Source organism: Clostridium sp. MSTE9, assembly GCF_000277625.1.
GTDB classification, from domain to species: domain Bacteria; phylum Bacillota; class Clostridia; order Oscillospirales; family Acutalibacteraceae; genus Faecalispora; species Faecalispora jeddahensis.
The window spans coordinates 25,826-43,521 of record NZ_AKFU01000037.1 but is presented as its reverse complement, the minus strand read 5'-3'; the positions used below and the strand labels follow the sequence as shown (position 1 = coordinate 43,521).

The 17,696-nt window shown below is 49.3% G+C and carries 17 protein-coding genes; 3 read left to right on the top strand and 14 right to left on the bottom strand.

The genetic code is table 11. From position 1 onward, the window contains the following. Window positions 1–99 precede the first annotated feature (99 nt). The 3 genes from HMPREF1141_RS11585 to dcm are packed head-to-tail and all read right to left on the bottom strand — an operon-like array spanning window position 100 to window position 2,903. Window positions 100–552, bottom strand: coding sequence for a very short patch repair endonuclease (locus HMPREF1141_RS11585; RefSeq protein WP_035317018.1), 453 nt, complete (start codon window positions 550–552; stop codon window positions 100–102). Continuing rightward, a complete protein-coding gene (locus HMPREF1141_RS11580; protein WP_009064599.1) occupies window positions 552–1,727 on the bottom strand; it encodes a type II restriction endonuclease in 1,176 nt (391 codons plus the stop codon). The genes HMPREF1141_RS11585 and HMPREF1141_RS11580 overlap by 1 nt, the downstream gene beginning before the upstream one ends. Continuing rightward, window positions 1,728–2,903, bottom strand: coding sequence for a DNA (cytosine-5-)-methyltransferase (gene dcm / locus HMPREF1141_RS11575; protein WP_009064626.1), 1,176 nt, complete (start codon window positions 2,901–2,903; stop codon window positions 1,728–1,730). It abuts the gene before it with no gap. Window positions 2,904–3,375: 472 nt separating this feature from the next. On the opposite strand from dcm, the gene HMPREF1141_RS11570 reads away from it, so the two are divergent. Further along, entirely contained in the window at window positions 3,376–4,557 is a 1,182-nt protein-coding gene (locus HMPREF1141_RS11570) for a PIN-like domain-containing protein (RefSeq protein ID WP_009064588.1), read from the top strand. Window positions 4,558–4,632: 75 nt separating this feature from the next. On the opposite strand, the gene HMPREF1141_RS11565 is transcribed toward HMPREF1141_RS11570, so the two are convergent. Beyond that, window positions 4,633–6,000: a ferrous iron transporter B gene (locus HMPREF1141_RS11565; protein WP_009064576.1), complete on the bottom strand. Its 1,368-nt coding sequence runs from the start codon at window positions 5,998–6,000 to the stop codon at window positions 4,633–4,635. A 90-nt stretch (window positions 6,001–6,090) separates the two neighbouring features. Continuing rightward, a complete protein-coding gene (locus HMPREF1141_RS11560) occupies window positions 6,091–6,330 on the bottom strand; it encodes a FeoA family protein (RefSeq protein ID WP_009064632.1) in 240 nt (79 codons plus the stop codon). A 232-nt stretch (window positions 6,331–6,562) separates the two neighbouring features. Between HMPREF1141_RS11560 and HMPREF1141_RS11555 the strand changes: the two genes are divergently transcribed. Next, window positions 6,563–7,063 carry an iron dependent repressor, metal binding and dimerization domain protein gene (locus HMPREF1141_RS11555; protein ID WP_009064591.1) on the top strand — a complete coding sequence of 167 codons (501 nt, stop codon included), beginning with the start codon at window positions 6,563–6,565 and terminating at the stop codon, window positions 7,061–7,063. A gap of 257 nt (window positions 7,064–7,320) precedes the next feature. On the opposite strand, the gene HMPREF1141_RS11550 is transcribed toward HMPREF1141_RS11555, so the two are convergent. From HMPREF1141_RS11550 to HMPREF1141_RS11525, 6 genes are read right to left on the bottom strand one after another with little or no spacing between them, the layout of a single operon-like run. Next, entirely contained in the window at window positions 7,321–9,033 is a 1,713-nt protein-coding gene (locus tag HMPREF1141_RS11550) for an ABC transporter ATP-binding protein (RefSeq protein WP_009064471.1), read from the bottom strand. Then, on the bottom strand, window positions 9,027–10,808 hold the full coding sequence (locus HMPREF1141_RS11545) for an ABC transporter ATP-binding protein (RefSeq protein ID WP_009064526.1): 1,782 nt from the start codon (window positions 10,806–10,808) through the stop codon (window positions 9,027–9,029). The genes HMPREF1141_RS11550 and HMPREF1141_RS11545 overlap by 7 nt, the downstream gene beginning before the upstream one ends. Before the next feature lie 13 nt (window positions 10,809–10,821). Next, the gene (locus tag HMPREF1141_RS11540) at window positions 10,822–12,300 is read right to left on the bottom strand and encodes an ABC transporter ATP-binding protein (RefSeq protein WP_009064616.1); all 1,479 of its coding nucleotides are present in this window, start codon (window positions 12,298–12,300) and stop codon (window positions 10,822–10,824) included. Between the two features lie 16 nt (window positions 12,301–12,316). Further along, window positions 12,317–12,817: an energy-coupling factor transporter transmembrane component T gene (locus HMPREF1141_RS11535; protein WP_242824600.1), complete on the bottom strand. Its 501-nt coding sequence runs from the start codon at window positions 12,815–12,817 to the stop codon at window positions 12,317–12,319. Further along, window positions 12,817–13,044, bottom strand: a complete 228-nt coding sequence (locus HMPREF1141_RS17720; RefSeq protein WP_009064513.1) for a hypothetical protein — start codon at window positions 13,042–13,044, stop codon at window positions 12,817–12,819. Before HMPREF1141_RS17720 ends, HMPREF1141_RS11535 begins: the two co-directional genes overlap by 1 nt. Continuing rightward, window positions 13,044–13,640 (bottom strand): MptD family putative ECF transporter S component, encoded by a 597-nt coding sequence (locus HMPREF1141_RS11525; protein WP_009064519.1) that lies wholly within the window; start codon window positions 13,638–13,640, stop codon window positions 13,044–13,046. Before HMPREF1141_RS11525 ends, HMPREF1141_RS17720 begins: the two co-directional genes overlap by 1 nt. A gap of 482 nt (window positions 13,641–14,122) precedes the next feature. Between HMPREF1141_RS11525 and HMPREF1141_RS11515 the strand changes: the two genes are divergently transcribed. After that, the gene (locus tag HMPREF1141_RS11515; RefSeq protein ID WP_009064521.1) at window positions 14,123–14,740 is read left to right on the top strand and encodes an L-2-amino-thiazoline-4-carboxylic acid hydrolase; all 618 of its coding nucleotides are present in this window, start codon (window positions 14,123–14,125) and stop codon (window positions 14,738–14,740) included. Between the two features lie 282 nt (window positions 14,741–15,022). Here HMPREF1141_RS11515 and HMPREF1141_RS11510 read toward each other — a convergent pair whose 3' ends face one another. From HMPREF1141_RS11510 to HMPREF1141_RS11500, 3 genes are read right to left on the bottom strand one after another with little or no spacing between them, the layout of a single operon-like run. Continuing rightward, window positions 15,023–16,165, bottom strand: coding sequence for an ABC transporter substrate-binding protein (locus tag HMPREF1141_RS11510; RefSeq protein ID WP_009064464.1), 1,143 nt, complete (start codon window positions 16,163–16,165; stop codon window positions 15,023–15,025). Window positions 16,166–16,188: 23 nt separating this feature from the next. After that, a complete protein-coding gene (locus HMPREF1141_RS11505) occupies window positions 16,189–16,641 on the bottom strand; it encodes a MarR family transcriptional regulator (RefSeq protein WP_009064628.1) in 453 nt (150 codons plus the stop codon). Then, window positions 16,613–17,626, bottom strand: a complete 1,014-nt coding sequence (locus HMPREF1141_RS11500; RefSeq protein ID WP_035317014.1) for a methyltransferase — start codon at window positions 17,624–17,626, stop codon at window positions 16,613–16,615. Before HMPREF1141_RS11500 ends, HMPREF1141_RS11505 begins: the two co-directional genes overlap by 29 nt. Window positions 17,627–17,696: the final 70 nt, after the last annotated feature.

Here is a 17,696-nt window from a genome sequence, read left to right as displayed (position 1 = left end):
CAAAAGAAGAAAGAAGTACACACATACCGTCAACAATCAGGTATGTATGCACTTCATCTATTTCCAAGAATACCTTTCCAGATTTTTAATCTTTGTTTGCTAAAGCTCACAATACATATCACCGCAATTAAGAAAGTTGAGAACCTGTCCGATAACTTCAGTCTCAAATTCTGTATCTTTCATCATGTGTTTTACAGTACACTCCCAGATTACTAAGCATTTTATTTTCTGTAACAGAAGCTCTTCTCTGACGCGGTAATCCCTTTTGACATTACTGTCAAACTTGTCGTTCCAGAAATCCAAGTTGCTCTTGGGGATGTAAGCATATTTACACCCCTGATGCCGATGCCAGTAACAGCCATTCACAAATATGGCAGTTCTGTATTTCGCAAGAAATATGTCCGGATGTCCGAACACGGAGGAAGTATTTTTCCTGTACCTCAAACCCTGAAAATAGAGCCTCTTCCTAAAGTACACTTCTGGCTTCGTATCTTTACTTTTAATCGCCGACATATTCTCGCTGCGCTTTTCTCTTGATACGATATCAGCCATTACATTTTTTCCACTTCACGGACATACTCAACGAACTTTCTGACAGTCCAGATCCTATTCTGTCGATCTTTTGGAAACGTCGAGATGTATGGCTTCGGTACAACAAGGATTACCTGCTCAGCTTGCATTTCATCCATCTGTGCGGCAGAGATTCCCTGTTGCAGGGTGCAGAGATATTTTGCCTTTCCTCTCAATCGGTCAGCTTCGTTAATAACCTGCCTCCAGCGGTCTTTGCAGGTAGTTTTTGCCGCCAGAGAGATTAGACGGTCGTTGGAAAAGTCAAAATCTCGATATGCTTCCTCCGATGGGAAAATAAAATCCGGCCTTTTATTGCCTTCTGTGACGGCCTGAGCTTTGTAACTGATGTCATTGCCATTAAAAATGGCTGCAAGATGATGTTCAAGACTTTTTCCGGCACGGCTTTTCCTCCGATTCAGTACCTGGTTTGCCATACTGATAAAATCCTCAACTGATGCGAATCCCTGCGTAATCACTTCTCCATATCGAACATGTTCTATTTCTCTGAAAAGGCGGTACTCTACTTCCGTCCAGTCAAGCAACTTGCGATCAGGATTTGTGTAAATATATTCACGATGATTATAAACCTCATCCTGAATACAGCGCGCTGCTGCTGACATTATTTCAGATGAAGGAAAGTCAACAGTCAAAGCACTTATAAATTTATTCATCGCGGCTTTCTCATGAATCTCAGCGCTTAACCGATGGACTTCAATAAGTTGATTGGTCTCGGTCGGACTGAGACCAAAGGAATCAAGAAACTGGTTAATTTCATCCTCTGTATTCAACACGAAACCCTGATAATATTCCTCGTTATCCATAACCAGAACAAACAGTGCACCAGTATATTCGGGTTTAAGATACGGAAAGCCCCTGCCAAAATTGGTTATGCGATATTCGTTCCTCGTGCCCTGACCATAATAGATAAAGCGTGTTTCTGTTTCAAAATCGCTCTGCCATCTGACTTTAACCCACTTTTCCTTGTTCTGACCTTTTTGACCAGGTTCATCAAACAGTATGGGAATCGATGGCTTGGAAATATAGATACCAGCCTGATGTGCTCCTGTCACACCTGTATCATTGGCTGAGAGAAACTTGCAAAAAACTTTTTGCCCCTGCAATGCCGCCTGTATTGCTTTCATTACATCGCTGGTCACTCATATCACTCCTGCCTTAAGCTGCTGAACTTCATGAATGTAAATATTCTCATTCTTTATCTGGCTGTCCATCTCATTAACCGTTTGAACAATCAATTTCGCCACGTTTGCCATCAAAGGAACCACAACCGAGTTGCCGAACTGTTTATATGCCTGAGTGTCGGACACGGGAATTTTGAATGTGTCTGGAAATCCCTGCAATCTGGCACATTCACGCGGGGTCAGCTTTCGTGGGTTTTTGCCAAGTTGGGCAATCAAGACTTCTGAACCGTCTTTATAATATCTTGCACTCAAAGTCCGTGAAACACCATCAAGCGGAGCCAAACCATATCCAAAACCGTTTCCAGCTGCCTTGTGCTTGGCAGCGTAGTTTTGAAGATAGGACCACAATTTATCTGAGAGCGTATACCTGTCTTCAACTTCAGCTTCAAGAATATCTCTCATTACTGGTTTGGGATGCACCGGTGTAATATCAAATTTGAAATCAATATCATTTCCATATCTGCGGCGGTCAAACCCGACAATAAGAATACGTTCTCTATGCTGTGGCACAAAGTTCTGACCGTCAAGTATTTGAGGAAAAACCTCATAATCAAGTTCCTTGAGTGATTCTTTAATAACTTCAAAAGTGCGTCCCCGATCATGACTACATAGATTCTTGACATTTTCAAGCATAAATGCCTTCGGGCGCTTTGCTTTTAAAATTCTGCACACATCAAAGAATAGCGTTCCCTGCGTTTTATCCTCAAAACCTGTGGCACGTCCAAGACTGTTCTTCTTAGATATACCAGCTATGGAAAATGGCTGACAGGGAAAACCGGCAACAAGAATATCATGGTCCGGTATATCCTCGGCATTCACTTTTGTGATGTCACCGTCAGGTTGTTCTCCAAAATTTGCAAAATAAGTCTGCTGACAATATTTGTTCCATTCATTTGAATACACGCAATGACCACCGGCGCTCTCAAACGCTATCCTCATACCACCAATACCAGCAAAAAGGTCAATAAAAGTAAATCCATCTATATCATTTTTTATTACTTGCTTTTGTCTGTTCAGCAACTGAATCACCGCGCCTGAAACACAGTCTTGTACTGATTGTCCAGTGACTTCTGTGTACTTAGCAAGTGCCTCAAATAATGTATCTTCCAGTCGGACATGAATTTGTTTAGCCATAATGCACCTCATGGGAATTTTCTTATACCTTTTTCTTCCCGCTTAGTATAACATCGATTGGTAAACTATTCAAGCAATCTGGGAATATACAGGTATATTTTTTGTCCCGTAAAAATTGCACTTTATGGTATTAGCTTTGCTTAATCTTTTTTATACGAAAGTCCTGTTGTCAAACTAATAAAGATACGAAGGTTATGTGTAGCTAAACAGTTTAATCCAAAGACTACAAGCTAAACTCTGCTACCTCTACCTTAATCATAAAACAATTACATGTTTTTACAAAATAGTATTAATTTTATTGATATTACATATTTTTAGTAATATAATTACTTTGTTAATATAAAATTTTAAAAAATAGTCAGTTTTAAATTATAGCTATTATATAAATTTGGACCAATGGCAAGTTAGTAATGTAACATCATTTTTACATTTACAATAGTAGCATCTTATAGTGCTTCTAGGGGGCGTTAATTTGAAAAACAAAGTTGGTTATTATTTTGATCTGACAAGTGCTGAGAAAGCAAGTGTATGGGATTCAGGTTACTTTATTTTTGACACTAATGTTTTACTCAAACTTTATCTTTTAACTGATAAAGCAAGGGGGAAGATTTTTGACGCAATGAATGTATTTAATTCACGAATTTGGATGCCTCACCACATAGCTTACGAATTTGCAACGAATCGCTATCTTAAAATAAATGAATCTCGAAAGAGATATACAAATGAATTTAATAATATAGAGAATCTATTTAATGAAATGCAGACTAAGCTGAACTTGCAAAATGATAACCCAGAACTTGATAAGATACATGAAGATTTAAAGGCATGGTTAACTAATCATCAGAAAACAAATCTACCGTTTGAAAGTTATTCAAATGACCCATTAGCCGATAAAATTCTTGAGATTTTTGATGGGAAAATAGGCGATGAGTTTACAACGGAAGAACTCAGCGAGTTGAAAGTTGAAGGGGAGATGAGGTTTAAAGCAAAGATTCCGCCTGGATATAAAGACTATGATAAAATAAAGTGTAAATCAGATACAGATAAAGAACTTTACAGCGAAAACAATTTTTTGGGAGATCTAATTATTTGGAAACAGATACTTAATTTTGCATTAAGTACGAATAAAGACATTATTTTGATTACGGAAGATGAAAAAGAAGATTGGTGGTATAATGTTTCGGGCGAAAAAATAGGTGCTAGACTTGAATTGCGAAGGGAATTCACCCAAAAAACACATCAGCGTTTTTTAATATATAATATTAGTGGATTTCTACATTATTTTAATGAGTATATTGAAAAACAGCATCCTGGTATTGAACAGATCCCCGATTCGATACTGAAAGAAGTATCTGTATCAGAACAAAGAACGCTGAAAGATGATATATCTATATATCGCACACGGTATTCTCCGATTTCCACCGAACAATTTATTGGAGAATTAAATAGCGCTTTAGAATTTTTTAGCCAATTTGGTGGGTTCTTAAGCTCAAAGCATTTTGTAGAAACAATACTCGCTGAAAAAGGTTATGACATTGGCCTGTGTTGGGAAAAGGTTAAGGAGTTAGAGCGTAATAATACGATCGAACAGTATACACATGACAGTGGAGATGGAAGATACCCTCTTGGTGCAATAAGATTCCGAAAACAGTAGTGTATACATACAGTAATTATCTTTTAAAACACTAAAAAGCGCCGCTTTTCTCGGATTTTGAGGGAAACGGCGCTTTCATTTGCGTAGAAATTCAGGTATTGCAGGCTTGTCTTTTTTGTGCATAGATTGCGTTGCCCACATGGTCAGGGCCTGTTTGCCGTGTGCGCACGCCTTACAGAAAAAGTGGTCGAGGTTAAACGCGATGCGCGGCAGATACCCGGAATCCTCCAGCAGTGTGAACAGCGGGAAAAAGATCGCCATGGGCGGCAGCATGACGGAAATGACCCAGGCCAGCGTCCGGAACACGCCGTCTACGACAATTCCGCGCAGCCAATCCGGCGCCGATACCCAAAGAAAGAAATCGTTAAGCGGCTGCTCGAGGGAAAACAGTCCCTCGGAAAGCAGGGCCGACGGTACATTCGCACCGCTGATGGTGATCCAGAAGATCCCAAACAGCATCGCGATCATGATCGGGATCCCTGTCAGCTTGGAGGTCAAAATCCGATCGATCCGGCGGTCGCGTTCGGCGTATTTCTCCTCTTCAAACCGTACAGTTTCACGGCTGATCTCCTCACAGGTCTTTACGATCCTTGTAACCACCTCATCCCGGAACTCCTCCTGCGGAATCCCGGCGGCCTCCAGCTCCTGCCTGGCCTGCGCAACCTGTTGCAAAACCTCTTCCGACTCCAGCAGATCATAGCCAAGGTAGTTTTTCATGGAGCGAAGCAGGCTGTCGTCGTTGTCAAGCAGCTGCAGCGCCACCCACCGGCTGTTGACAGCTCCATGTAAGGCGTTTTCGACCACAGGCTCGATCAAAGAAACGGCGTTTTCGATCTCGTCACTGTATCGGATGCGCAGCGGATTTTTTCTTTCCTCCGTTCGCGTGAGCGCCGCTACGGTGTCCATCAGCTTGTCGAGCCCCTTGCCCGACCTCGCGCTCATGCCGACCACCGGAATCCCCAGCCGCTCAGACAGGCGGGGGAGATCAATTTTGATTTTCTTCTTCTTCGCCTCATCCATCAGGTTGACGCACAGCACAACACGATCGGTGATCTCCATGGTTTGAAGCACCAGATTCAGATTGCGCTCCAGGCAGGTGGCGTCGGCTACCACAACCACCGCGTCGGCTCCGCCGAAGCAGATAAAATCCCTCGCGACCTCCTCCTCGGCGGAATTGGCGATCAGCGAATACGTTCCGGGAATATCCACCATGATGTAATTGGTGTCGTTATGGCGGTACTGCCCCTGTGCATTGACAACCGTTTTTCCCGGCCAGTTGCCTGTATGCTGGTTCATACCGGTCAGGCCGTTGAAAACGGTGCTTTTCCCGACATTCGGATTTCCGGCCAGCGCGATGATTTGATCCTGTTCGGTCTCTTTTTCAATATGTAGACCGCAGTGATTCAGCACGCCGGCACCCGTAGATGCGTTTGTTAATCCCATACAAAAATCCTCCCAAAATAGAATCAGCGGAGCGGGAAGTCCACCGTTTCATATTCCACGGCAACCGTGCTTCCCGTTTCCCCACTTTCATTACGATACAGAAACGACAATTTTCTTCGACACGTCGGAGCGCAGCGCGATCACCGCGCCGCGGATCAGGTATGCAACCGGATTGCCGGAGGGGCTTTTATAGAGAGGCTCGATTTCGGTTCCGTTCACAACCCCGAGGTCAAGCATACGCCTTCTGGTGGTTCCGTCGGATGTCAGCATTGTGACATTTGCTTTACTGCCTACCGGCAGCTGATCCAGGGTGATCTGGTTTCGATTCATGAAAATTTCCTCCTAAAAACAGGCCTTCCAACAAGGCCTAGTCAGCGCGGGGCAAAATTGTTTCCCTGCGCTAATATATGATGCCTAAATAAATTGTGTTACGAATATAATGTAATACTAACAGGAATCCGTTGATTTTCTCCCCCGCCTTCGGCGGGGGAGAAAATCAACCTTTTTACGGATTTGTTTCCACTATGAAGTGACCAGAAAATATAGGTAAAGGTTTGATTTTATGAATAACAGCAGCAATTCAGATTTCAGAACCGTGCGGGGGTACCAACTGGCGAACCATCAGGACGGCCAGCTGACCCCGGCACTGGAGGATTACCTGGAGATGGCGTACAGGCTTCATCTGGAAAATCATTACGCCCGTGTGGGACAGCTTTCTGAACTGCTCCATGTCAAGCCGTCGTCCGCTTCTAAAATGATTTCGAAGCTGGCCGCCCTCGGCTACCTGAAATACGACCGCTACGAGGTGATTCTGCTCACGGAACAGGGCCAAACGATGGGGGAATATCTTCTGGCAAGGCACCGGACGATCGAAACCTTTTTAAAGCTGCTGGGCAGCTCAAATCCGCTGGAGGAAACCGAGCTGATCGAGCACACGCTGAGCCCCTCAACCGTTTCGGACATCGACATGCTCAACCGTTTTTTCACTGATCACCCTGATATCCTGCGGCAGTTTACGGAATTTCAGAAAACGGCGGATACACCGCCTGCCCCGGAAAACTGAAAACCAGCGTCAAAATATAAAACGGGCCTTCCGCCAAAATTGGCGGAAGGCCCGTTTTGTGAAAACATGTAATATTGTTGAGGAAAGAGCTGGGTTCAAATATTTCTTTATTTTATCATTCAATACCGAAGAATTTGCAAGGCAAAACACCCTCCCACAAGACAAAAAGGCTCGGAATACAAATTGTATTCCGAGCCTTTTCAGCGCCTTATGGCGCCATTTCATTGGAAGCAGGGTCTGGGTTTTCCCAATCTGGCCTAAGCCTGCTTTGTCTGCAGCTGCACCATGTGGTGGTAGATGCCGTTCTGCTTCATCAGCTCCGCCGGTGTCCCCTGCTCGGCCACCGTCCCTTCGGAAAGAACGACGATCTTATCCGCCCCGGCCACGGTGCGCATTCTGTGTGCGATCACGAGCACGGTCTTGTTCTTTACCAGTTCGGAAATTGCGGACTGAATCAGCGTTTCATTCTCCACGTCCAGAGAAGCCGTCGCTTCATCGAGCAGTACGATCGGGGCGTCTTTGAGCAGGGCGCGGGCGATCGAGATTCTCTGGCGTTCGCCGCCGGAAAGCGCCGTGCCGTTTTCGCCGATCATCGTCTGGTAGCCTTTCGGCATCTGCGACACAAATTCGTCGCAGCGGGCCGCCTTTGCCGCCGCGATGACCTCCTCATCGGTAGCGTTGCGCCGTCCAATGCGAATATTCTCCATCACCGTGTTGTTGAACAGGGTGACATCCTGAAATACGATAGCATACATGGAAAGGAGCGTTTCGGGGTCGACCTGCGAGACATCCTTCCCGCCGAGCGTGATTTTGCCCTGGCTGGCATCCCAAAAACGGGCCGCAAGGCGCGACACCGTGGTCTTTCCTCCGCCGGAGGGGCCAACCAGCGCGGTCACCTCTCCCTGCTTTGCGGTAAAGGAAACATCTTTGAGCACATCCTCTTCCCCATTGTAGGCAAACGCAACATGATCGAAGGTGATATCGCACCCGTCGGGGTGGAATTCTGAGGAGCCGGACTGCACCGGGTGATCCAGAATTTCATTCATGCGGGCCACATGCGTGCGCGTGGCAAGAACCGCCGCAAAGTTCTGCAGCGCGGCCTGGAAGGGATCGTACAGCCGGGAGGCCACCAGCAGGAACATAAAGAAGGTCAGCACATCGAGCGTACCGTCCACAAGGAGGACGGAGCCGGTCAGCGCGACGGTCGCGATGCCGATCTTCAGCACCAGCTGGGCCGTTACGACGAACACCGCTGTACCGAGTTCGGAAACAATGGCGCGCTTTTCCACCGCCCTGATTTTTTTGTCCAAGCCCTTCAGGTAATCCTGCTCCGCGTTATTCGATTTTAAATCGCGCACTGATTCCAGGCACTCCTGAATTCCGTCCGCGCAGGCCATTTTGGCGTCCATCTGCTTCTGGCTCAGCGCGTCCTGTACCCTGACCGAAAAAGCAACAATCAGGAACGAAACGGGGATCACCCACAGGGAGGCCAGCGCCATGCGCCAGTCAAACGCAAACAGGCTGAGAGAAACCACAACGGTGGAAACGATCGACCCGAACAGCACGGGGATATAGTGCGAGAACGAGGTTTCCAGATAGGCGCAGTCCGCCATGATGGTACTGGTCAGATCGGCCAGGTCTTTCTTGCCGAAAAAGGAAAGCGGAATCTTACGCAGCTTTTCCGCCAGAGAAATGCGGCGCACGCCGCTTTCTGTATAGGTGGCAAAAAAGGTGGCGTTGTACTGAAAATAGGTAGTGATAAAAATCAGCGCAAGGCAGACCAGAACCCCAACCACATAAAAAGTGCCGTTCGGCGCTGTACCGGTGAGCAGATCGCGAACTAGGTAATACAGCAGTCCAACCGGGAACATCAGCGCCAGATCGCGAAACACGCAGGCCACGCTGCCCTTGATCAAGTCTTTTGCGCCCTGTTCCGACAGTGCAAAGGCTCTTTGAATTTTTTTCAGCATGATACAGCCTCCTTCCCAACCTTCCATTTGACGGAGGTCTGGTAGTTGCTCCACATTTCCGTATACAGGCCGCCCTCAGCCAAAAGCTGCTGATGCGTGCCGTTCTGGAGGATCTTCCCGTCCTTTAAAACGAAAATTTCATCCGCATCCACTACCGTAGTCAGGCGGTGGGCAATCATGATCACCGTTTTTTCTTTGGAAAGCTCGGCAAACGCGGCCTGTACTCGGCTTTCGTTATCCGGATCGGCAAATGCGGTCGCTTCGTCCAGAATCACGACCGGCGAGTTTTTCAGCATTACGCGCGCAATGGCGATCCGCTGCTGCTCACCGCCGGAGAGAAACACACCCTTGGTACCGACGATCGTGTCGAGCCCGTCGGGCGTTTTTTCAATGATGTCCATGCACTGCGCCGCTTTCAGTGCTTTCATGACCTCTTCCCGGGTAGCGTCCGGCTTTGCAAGGCGAACGTTATCGAGGATGGATGCCTTCAGAAGCCGGCTGTCCTGAAAGACAAAGGACACCGTCTTCATCAGCTCTGCCTTCGGGATTTCGCGGATATCGGCTCCGCCGATGCGGATGCTGCCCTCGTTGACGTCAAAGAACCGCGCGATCAAAGCCGCGAGGGTCGATTTGCCGCCGCCGGACGGGCCGACCAGCGCAACGGTTTTCCCCTGTTCGATTTTCAGGGTGACGCCATCCACCGCTTGATGCGTTCCGTCATAGCTGAAGCGCACATTCTGAAGCTCCACGGAAGCATTCTTCGGGTGAACCGGGTGCTCCGTTTCTTCCTTCAGCGGCTGGATGTCCAAAACGCTGTCGATGCGCTCCAGAGCGTCCTTGACGATCATGGCGTTTTCGCTGGAAAACATGATCTTCGTCAGCGTGATGGAAATGACCGGGGTGATGATGATATAGAAGATCAGGTTGATCAAAAACGTATTGGTCACGCCGCCCTGCGTAAAGTACAGGCCAGCGCCGATCAAAAAGGCAAACACGCCGTTGATCGCCGTGGTGTACCCCATCATCGGCATGCGAAGCTGCTTTGTGTAAGAGATGACCCACTTGCCGTAATTGTCGATCGAGGCCTTGAAGCGCTTAAACGAAAACACCGTTTGCCCAAAGGTTTTCACCACAGGGACTCCGCGCACATATTCCACCGCTTCGTTCGACATATCGTCCAGCGCGTTCTGGTATTCCTTCATCTTCTGCTGCATCTTTTCGCCGGTCATTTTGATCATGATCAGGAAAGCGAGAATCACCGGAACAATGCTCAGCAGACCAAGCCGCCAGTCAAAGAAGAAGAGAAGCCCCAGCAGGCCGATCGGCGTGGCGATGGCGCCCGCCTTATCCGGCAGCTGATGCGCCAGATATGTTTCGGTGGCGGCGCTGGATTCGTTGATGATCTTTCTCATTTTGCCGCTGCCGAAGCCGTCCATAAACCCGAGCGGTAGCGTAACGATATGGTGCATGGCCTTACTGCGGATATTTGCTGCGATGCGAAACGCGGCAATATGGGAGCACATCAGACCGCCGACATACACAAACAGCGACAGCGCCGCAAACAGCACCGCCATCCACCCGTTGTGCGCAAGATTTTGCGCCGACGAAAAGTTCGGGGCAACCTCCAGCACCTCTTTGATGATCATCCAGATGTACACAAACGGCACCAGTGCCATCAGTGCGCTGGCCGCAGATAAAATCCATGACGCGATTGTCAGATACCGGAACCTGCCGGCATACACAAACAGCCGCGATATGCTTGACTGTTGTTTCAAATTATTTCCCTCCTTATACACTCTGCTCAACAGAACAGGCAAAGAAATCGCGCAGCCGGTTTCGGCCCTCGGCATCCATAGGATACTGAGCCTCTACACGGCCCCGCTCAATATGAACCACATAGGAGCAGCAGGTCAGAATAAACTGCGGGTCGTGCGAAACGACAAACAGCGTTTTCCCTGCGTTCCTAAGCTCATCGATGTGACTTGCCACCTCTTTCATGTGGCGCAGGTCCAGCCCGCTGGTGGGCTCGTCGAACAGGATGTACTCCCGCTGCGACGCAACCGCGCAGGCAATCGCGACCCGCTGCTTCTGCCCGCCCGAAAGAGCCATCGGGTGAATATCGCGCAGCGCATGCAGATCGAGCGCCGAAAGGATCTGCTCGGCTCGCTCCCGGTCCTCCTCCTGCATGCTGAGCAGAACCTCGTCCAGCACGCTTTCGCAGAACAGCTGATGATTGACATCCTGCATCACCATGTAGCAGTGCTTTAGCCGCTTCCCGCGCCTGAGGTGTCGTTCGCCGTCCTGAATCGCTCCGCGGCATCGCTTTTCAAGGCCGCACAGGCACCGGGAAAAGGTGGTCTTCCCCGCGCCGTTATGGCCAATCACGGCGATGCAGCTGCCCTTGGGCACAGAAAGCTGTTCTATGTTCAAAAATGGCTTTCGCCCCTCATAGGCAAAGGCCAGATCGCGGATGCAGACCATCTGCCCGTCGTTCGCCGCCCTTGTTCGGCGTTCCGCAAGGCCCTCCAGCGTAAGGGGCCTGAGCCCCAGCTCCGCCAGCTCATTGCTGCTGAGCGCGTTCAGCTCGCTGCGGCTCAGAATGCGGCGGATTCTGCCGTCCTTTAGATAAACCGCTCTGTCCGCAAGCTCGCGAAGATAGTACAGGCGATGTTCGGCAATGATAACAGTTTTTCCTTCGGCCTTCCACATTTGAAGGATACGCCGCAGATCGCTGATGGCGAACACGTCCAGGTTTGAGGAGGGCTCGTCGAGCACGATGACCTCCGGCGAGCTGACGGAAACCGACGCGCAGGCGATTTTCTGCTTCTCGCCGCCCGACAGCTCAAAGATGCTTTTGTACATCAGCTTTTGAATGCCGAAGCTTTTCACGGTCCGGTCAATGCGCCGCTCGATCTCCTCCTCCGGCATACCCATATTTTCGCAGGCAAAGGCCAGCTCGCTTTTGGTATCCACATTAAAAAACTGAGAGCGGGGATTCTGAAAGACGGAACCAACCTTTCGGGCCGTTTCATACAGAGGCTGGTTTTCCACCGCTTCCCCGTCGATGCAGACGCTGCCGCTCAGCCGACCCGCGTAAAAGTTCGGAATCAGCCCATTGATCAGCCTTGTCAGCGTACTTTTGCCGCAGCCGGATTCCCCGCAAAGTAAAATCATCTCGCCGTCGACAATCTTCAGCGAGATGTCTTTGACGCTGCTGGCGCAATCGGCATTTTCATACTGAAAAGAGACATTCTTTAACTCAATCATTGTCCATCCTCATATTTCACGCAAAAAAAGAATTCAGAATCCACATTCCGAACGCAAGCAGGCACAGGGCCAGCGCAAGCACATCCGGAAAGTGAAATCCGATTCTGCAGATATTCGTTCTTTTGACCGGCGCGCCAAGCCCCCGCGTCAGCGCAGAGGCAGACAGCTCCTCGCCGATTTTCACCGAGCAGATCATCATGGGGATGAGCCGGTATTCGAGCATGGCGGTCACCTTCCCGCCGCCGAAGCGGACGCCCCGCATGCGCATCGCGTCGTTAATAGCGGTGAACTCCTCCCCGACCGTTGGGAAAAAGCGAAAGATCACAGACATGGGAATCACGATCTGATCGGGAAGGTGCATCCGCTCCATGGCGGCGACGAATTCGCTGACTGTCGTTGTAGACATCACAAAGTATGCCATCGCGATGCTCGGCATAAAGCGGGTAACGATTCCCGTCATTGCGATCACCAGAAAATTGACAACGCCGCTGGTGACCGGGATCAGAAAAATCTGCATCAGATAGAAAACAGAAAGGTAAAGACAAAAGCGGCCCTCCATTTCATCGAAAACAGAAGGAAAAACACCGGCACGACCGAAAGGGCCAGCCGGAAATTCTCCATCTGCACCCCGCCCAGGCCCCCCAGAACAAAGACAGCCATGGTAACGAGCAGCAGCAGCTTTGTTCTGGGGTCAAGCACCAGGGCTCGTTTTCCCGTGCTGGAATTCAGCAGAAAAGCGGGCATTACGCAATCCCCGCCTTTTGAAAATGCTTTTTCAGGGCGGCTTTTCCAAGCAGTCCGCCAATCAGTCCGCTGATGAATGCAGCGATCAGCAAAACCGGGCACATCCAAGGGGGCATCAATCTGGTTAAGGCATCGATATACTCCTGGCCATACCCTTGGCGGGTAGAGAAGTATGCATCGATATTCAAAAACAGCGGGATAAAATTCCCCCAGACCCAAATGCTGAATACGCCGGAGGTCAGCACCGCCTTGGAGGCACTCCTGTAATCGCCGCTTTTGTAGATCAGCTCGGCGATCAGTCCGGAAACCGCTCCTACCAAAATAGAATAAAAGCCCATACCGGTCAGCAGCATCAAAATCCCCATAATGACGCTCATGATCCAGATCATTCCGAACTTTTTCACTTTGGTCAAAAACAGCATGAACGGGATTCCGCCGACGATCGGCACCAGCACGCAGAGCAGCGGCATGAAGATTGGTATGTACCCCAGCAGGGCCACCGCAAATACAATGACAAAGTACATGGCGGTAAAGACGCCTACGTTGATCAGGTCTTTTCCCTGAAGTCTTTTGTTTGAGATCGTACTTTGAGACATAAAGTTCCTCCTGCAAGTTAGCAAAAGCTAACATAGTCCTCGTTTTTAGGCGCCCATTGGGCGCCGTTTGATCCTCAATCTATTCTATTGTAGCGAATCAGGCTCTTTTTTGTCTACTCTGAAAGGTTCTGTTCTGCTCCATTCGGTCAAAATCTTATCTTTCAAAAGCATATTTGCTCTCTTGCGGAACGCGCGGCGGAGAAATGTTTTTTTAATGCGCCTGTTCACAGCGATAAAGTGGGGCCATTTGCCGCCGGCTGGGAAAATGGAATGATCGGCACAAAGAAAACACCTGCATTCTGCAATCTCTTCCGCCCCCATTTTTCAGGCGCTTCTGTGAAAAAAGCTCGCCCCTGCCAATCCATTTGGTTTGCAGCGCGAACAGAAATATTGCTGTATCTCTTTGTTTGTAAAGAGATACAGCCGGTAGTATAATGAATCTGCAAGTGGAAACAGCGTTGTGCAAAGGGCGGTGTGTCAGAATGAAATATGGACTTCTTCCCAGAGGGATGTGGCTGGTTTTCCAAAAATCATTCCGCAGGCAGCTCTATCTGATCACACGGGAGGACCCGCAGGCTGTGATGAAAAAAGCCCGAACTGCTTACCGAATCATTCTCTTCGATATTCCCGATTTTGATAAAGACGACCGCTTTCTTGTCAATATTCTCAGCGCTGCCATGCTGGCCGCCGTATACCTGAATTTGCAGGAAAAGCCCGAGCTTTCTGTCATGACGACGTACTACCATAAGGCCATGACGGAAAACACGGTGATGAAGCACTTTTTAAAGCACTCGGATTCCTATTCTGAAAAAGCGCAGGCAAAGCTGGCCCGGCAAGCCGCAGCCAGCCAGGCAAGAAAGAATCCGTATTCCTGGAAATTCCGGTATGAGCCTGGAACAGACCGGAACAGCTATTCCTGCTATTTCGATACCTGCGGGATCTGGCATCTGTTTCAAACGCTCGGTATCCCGGAAATCACACCCGCAATGTGCACCTATGACTATGACATGGCGGAACTGAGCGGTTCCGTCTTCACGCGGCGGAACACCTTGGCCGGCGGCGGCCCTTGCTGCGACTGCCATTATCAGAAAAAAGCCTGAAAGAAAGCTGCCATGACTTTTGGTACATCACCATTGTAAAAGCCATGCCGAAAATACACCGACCGTCTTGCCTGATGAACGCAGCCACCAGGCAGAGGCTGACGGGCACAGCGATTACAACTGGCTGGCGACCGACCAAAGTCTTGAAACAAGCAGAACCGTAATGTGCAAAAGAAAGAGGATGCCGCAGCGGCATCCTCTTTCTTTTGCATGAAGCATATCGTGATCGACTACAAGGAGAAGCCTTCTCCATTTTAAAACGGTATCAGGTTATGTATTCTCTCACTGCTCCAGCTTTCTCAGCGCCAGAACGGAATCCATCTCCGCTTCGGTTAAGGTTACGTGATGCAGCCTTTCATAGTAAGCGGAAAGCTCCGAACGAAACTCTGCTTCGCTGTACAGCTCGGGATACGCTTTCGAGATCAGCCACAGCGGCATCAGCGGAGAATCGGCGCAGGGCGTCACCCAGGAATAAGCGGTTTGTGGAATATCGTAAACGGCTTTGTTCTTCCAGGCTGTTAAAAGCGACCAGTCCTGCCCTTCGATGGTATTGTTCAGAATGGCCTGTGCCGGAGCATTATGGAAGACAAAGATCATATCGGGATTCCACTGGTAAATCTGCTCCATGCTGACCTCGGCGGTACCGCCGATCCCGGAAGCCGCATTTCGCAAACCTGCCTTTTCAAAGAAGCTTTGCGCATAGGAATCAAAAGAGCTGCTTCCCGATACAACAAGGCTTCCGCCTGCATTGCTGAAAATGCACAGGGCGCTTTTGCTTTCCCCTGTCCGCTTTTCCAGCAGTTCCTTGGATTTTTGATCCGAGGCTGTCCATTCCGACTGCAGCCCCTCGCTGCTGTCCTTCTCAAATATCTCGCGGAGCAGGTTGTCCCAGGCAATGGAAACATCCTTGGGGTCGGTCTTTCCCTTCGGGAAGAAATCGATGATCGAAAGACCGGTATTGATTAAGCCCTTTTTCTGAATTTCCCCATAATACAAAATGATGTCGGGATCAAGCTGAAGCAGCGCTTCTGCATTGACGGCAAAATTATCCCCGACGAAAGACGTATCTACCTCTTTCAATTTCGGAAACAGCTTTGCCATCACCTCCGCGTTGGAAAACGCAAATGATTTGGGGCTCAAGCCCACGATCATATTTTTATCGGGGATGACCTCCAGCAGAACGGAGGTAACCGGGGGCGTAATGATCACCACCTTCTGGATTTCCGATACAGGGGGAATTTCCACCTGATTGCCGCCCAGGTCTGTAATCAGCCTTGAGCCCTGCTTTTCCGCCGGAGCCGACATGCTGGTTTGCGAAGCGGCACTTTCTCCCGCTCCTGTGGAAATCGTGTTTTGGGCGCCGCATGCTGCGGCAGACAAAAGAAAAAACGTGGCAGCCGCCGCCAGAGTTGCTTTACGAATCATTCTGCTTCCTCCTGTTCTGTTTTTTACGCATGGTTTTCAATCAGATTGTTTGCGTGCTCCAAAAATTTCTTGACGGCTTCCAGCTCCGACTGAGACAGGCCGTCCACATATTCAAAAAGAGCCTTATCGTGCCGGTTATGATATTCCTCATGAAACAGATAGGCCTGCCGGCCCTTTTCCGTTAAAAAGAGCGGAACTCTTTTTTTGTCCGCATCGTTCTGAGTTTTCGTGACCAGCTCGCGCTCCTCCAGCTTGAGAAGCGTCTTATGAACCACCGCTCTGGTAATACCGAACCTGCGCGCAATTTCGGAACTGAATATGCCCGGATAGTCCCCAATCATCTTAATAATGTGGATTTCTCCCCGATAAAAGGTCATCTCCTCGCTGCCAAAATCCAGTACATTCGTTTTGCTGTTGGCAACCCTTTCGGTCAGGCTAATAAAGGCGTTAATCACTTCTCTTGGCAAATTGTCCATCCCTTACTTCCTCCTTTTGATAAATCTGCCCATGGAACCTCCCGGCTTTGACCTCCCGCAGCTTTGACAGGCCTGCATTCTGCAGAGCCCGCCGTACGTCTTCCCCGGACGGAGGAAGGGGCAGGCCGTTCAGGTAGCCTGAAAGCCAGCTGATCGTCCGGCGCGAACTCTGGCCCGGATCATCCGCAAACTGCCCGATCAGCAGCAGATATCCGTTTTTTAAAAGCGCCTCTGAAATTTTCAGAATAAAATCCGACAGACCATTGGTTGAGAAATCCAGTATTCCGGACGCGATCATCAGATCATACGGGCCGCCGAGTGCATCCGTGTTGAAATCGCCCTCCACAACCCGGACGCGATCCGGCGCGCCATGTTCCCGCAGAATTTTTCTGCTTACGGGAGTCACATCCGGATGCTCAAATATCACCGCGGAGCTGTGCGGAAACTGCTTTGCAAATTCCATGGCCAGCACACCCGAGCCGCCGCCCAAATCCAGAATATTTACAGAATCATCTCTGTTTGGAAAAATCCGATCCATTTCTGAAAGGAACAGGCTCACCCTGCCGGTAGCATACATTTCGGGAACTGTCACCTCGGCCAGCTTTGCGAAATCATACTTTGCCTCTCCCTTTTTCGCGCCGGTCACCAGCGCGTCCATATCCGCCAGAGAGGTCATTGACTCGCGGAAAAGCAAGGTTTCACCCAGGTAATGAGGGGATTCTTTTGTCAGATACTTCTTTGCAGCAGGCGTATTCCGATAGGCATCCCTCTCTTTCTCGATCAAATCGAGTGCGCTCAGCGCAAGCAAACAGTGCTTCAGCGCATTTTCGTCGTACCCGCTTTGAAGCGCAGCGCCGTGTGCGTCCGTCCATTCATTCAGATACGAAAAGATGTCCAGCCGGATGGCCGCGAAAAAAAGCTGCGCCCTCTGGTGTTGTTCCAACATGTTATAGTAGTCCAGATAATCCGGGATAAAACCATTCATCACAGTGATCAACTCCTATCGATCCCATCAGCGGCCCTGCTGCATCCATGCAGCAGAAAAGCCTCATCAT

Coding starts and splice junctions, on each gene's coding strand:
- HMPREF1141_RS11585 (WP_035317018.1), bottom strand. CDS start 552: ATGGCTGATATCGTATCAAGAGAAAAGCGCAGCGAGAATATGTCGGCG.
- HMPREF1141_RS11540 (WP_009064616.1), bottom strand. CDS start 12,300: ATGATTGAGTTAAAGAATGTCTCTTTTCAGTATGAAAATGCCGATTGC.
- HMPREF1141_RS11535 (WP_242824600.1), bottom strand. CDS start 12,817: ATGCAGATTTTTCTGATCCCGGTCACCAGCGGCGTTGTCAATTTTCTG.
- HMPREF1141_RS11505 (WP_009064628.1), bottom strand. CDS start 16,641: ATGGACAATTTGCCAAGAGAAGTGATTAACGCCTTTATTAGCCTGACC.
- HMPREF1141_RS11555 (WP_009064591.1), top strand. CDS start 6,563: ATGAATAACAGCAGCAATTCAGATTTCAGAACCGTGCGGGGGTACCAA.
- HMPREF1141_RS11550 (WP_009064471.1), bottom strand. CDS start 9,033: ATGCTGAAAAAAATTCAAAGAGCCTTTGCACTGTCGGAACAGGGCGCA.
- HMPREF1141_RS11510 (WP_009064464.1), bottom strand. CDS start 16,165: ATGATTCGTAAAGCAACTCTGGCGGCGGCTGCCACGTTTTTTCTTTTG.
- HMPREF1141_RS11560 (WP_009064632.1), bottom strand. CDS start 6,330: ATGAATCGAAACCAGATCACCCTGGATCAGCTGCCGGTAGGCAGTAAA.
- HMPREF1141_RS17720 (WP_009064513.1), bottom strand. CDS start 13,044: ATGCCCGCTTTTCTGCTGAATTCCAGCACGGGAAAACGAGCCCTGGTG.
- HMPREF1141_RS11565 (WP_009064576.1), bottom strand. CDS start 6,000: ATGGGATTAACAAACGCATCTACGGGTGCCGGCGTGCTGAATCACTGC.
- dcm (WP_009064626.1), bottom strand. CDS start 2,903: ATGGCTAAACAAATTCATGTCCGACTGGAAGATACATTATTTGAGGCA.
- HMPREF1141_RS11515 (WP_009064521.1), top strand. CDS start 14,123: ATGAAATATGGACTTCTTCCCAGAGGGATGTGGCTGGTTTTCCAAAAA.
- HMPREF1141_RS11500 (WP_035317014.1), bottom strand. CDS start 17,626: ATGAATGGTTTTATCCCGGATTATCTGGACTACTATAACATGTTGGAA.
- HMPREF1141_RS11525 (WP_009064519.1), bottom strand. CDS start 13,640: ATGTCTCAAAGTACGATCTCAAACAAAAGACTTCAGGGAAAAGACCTG.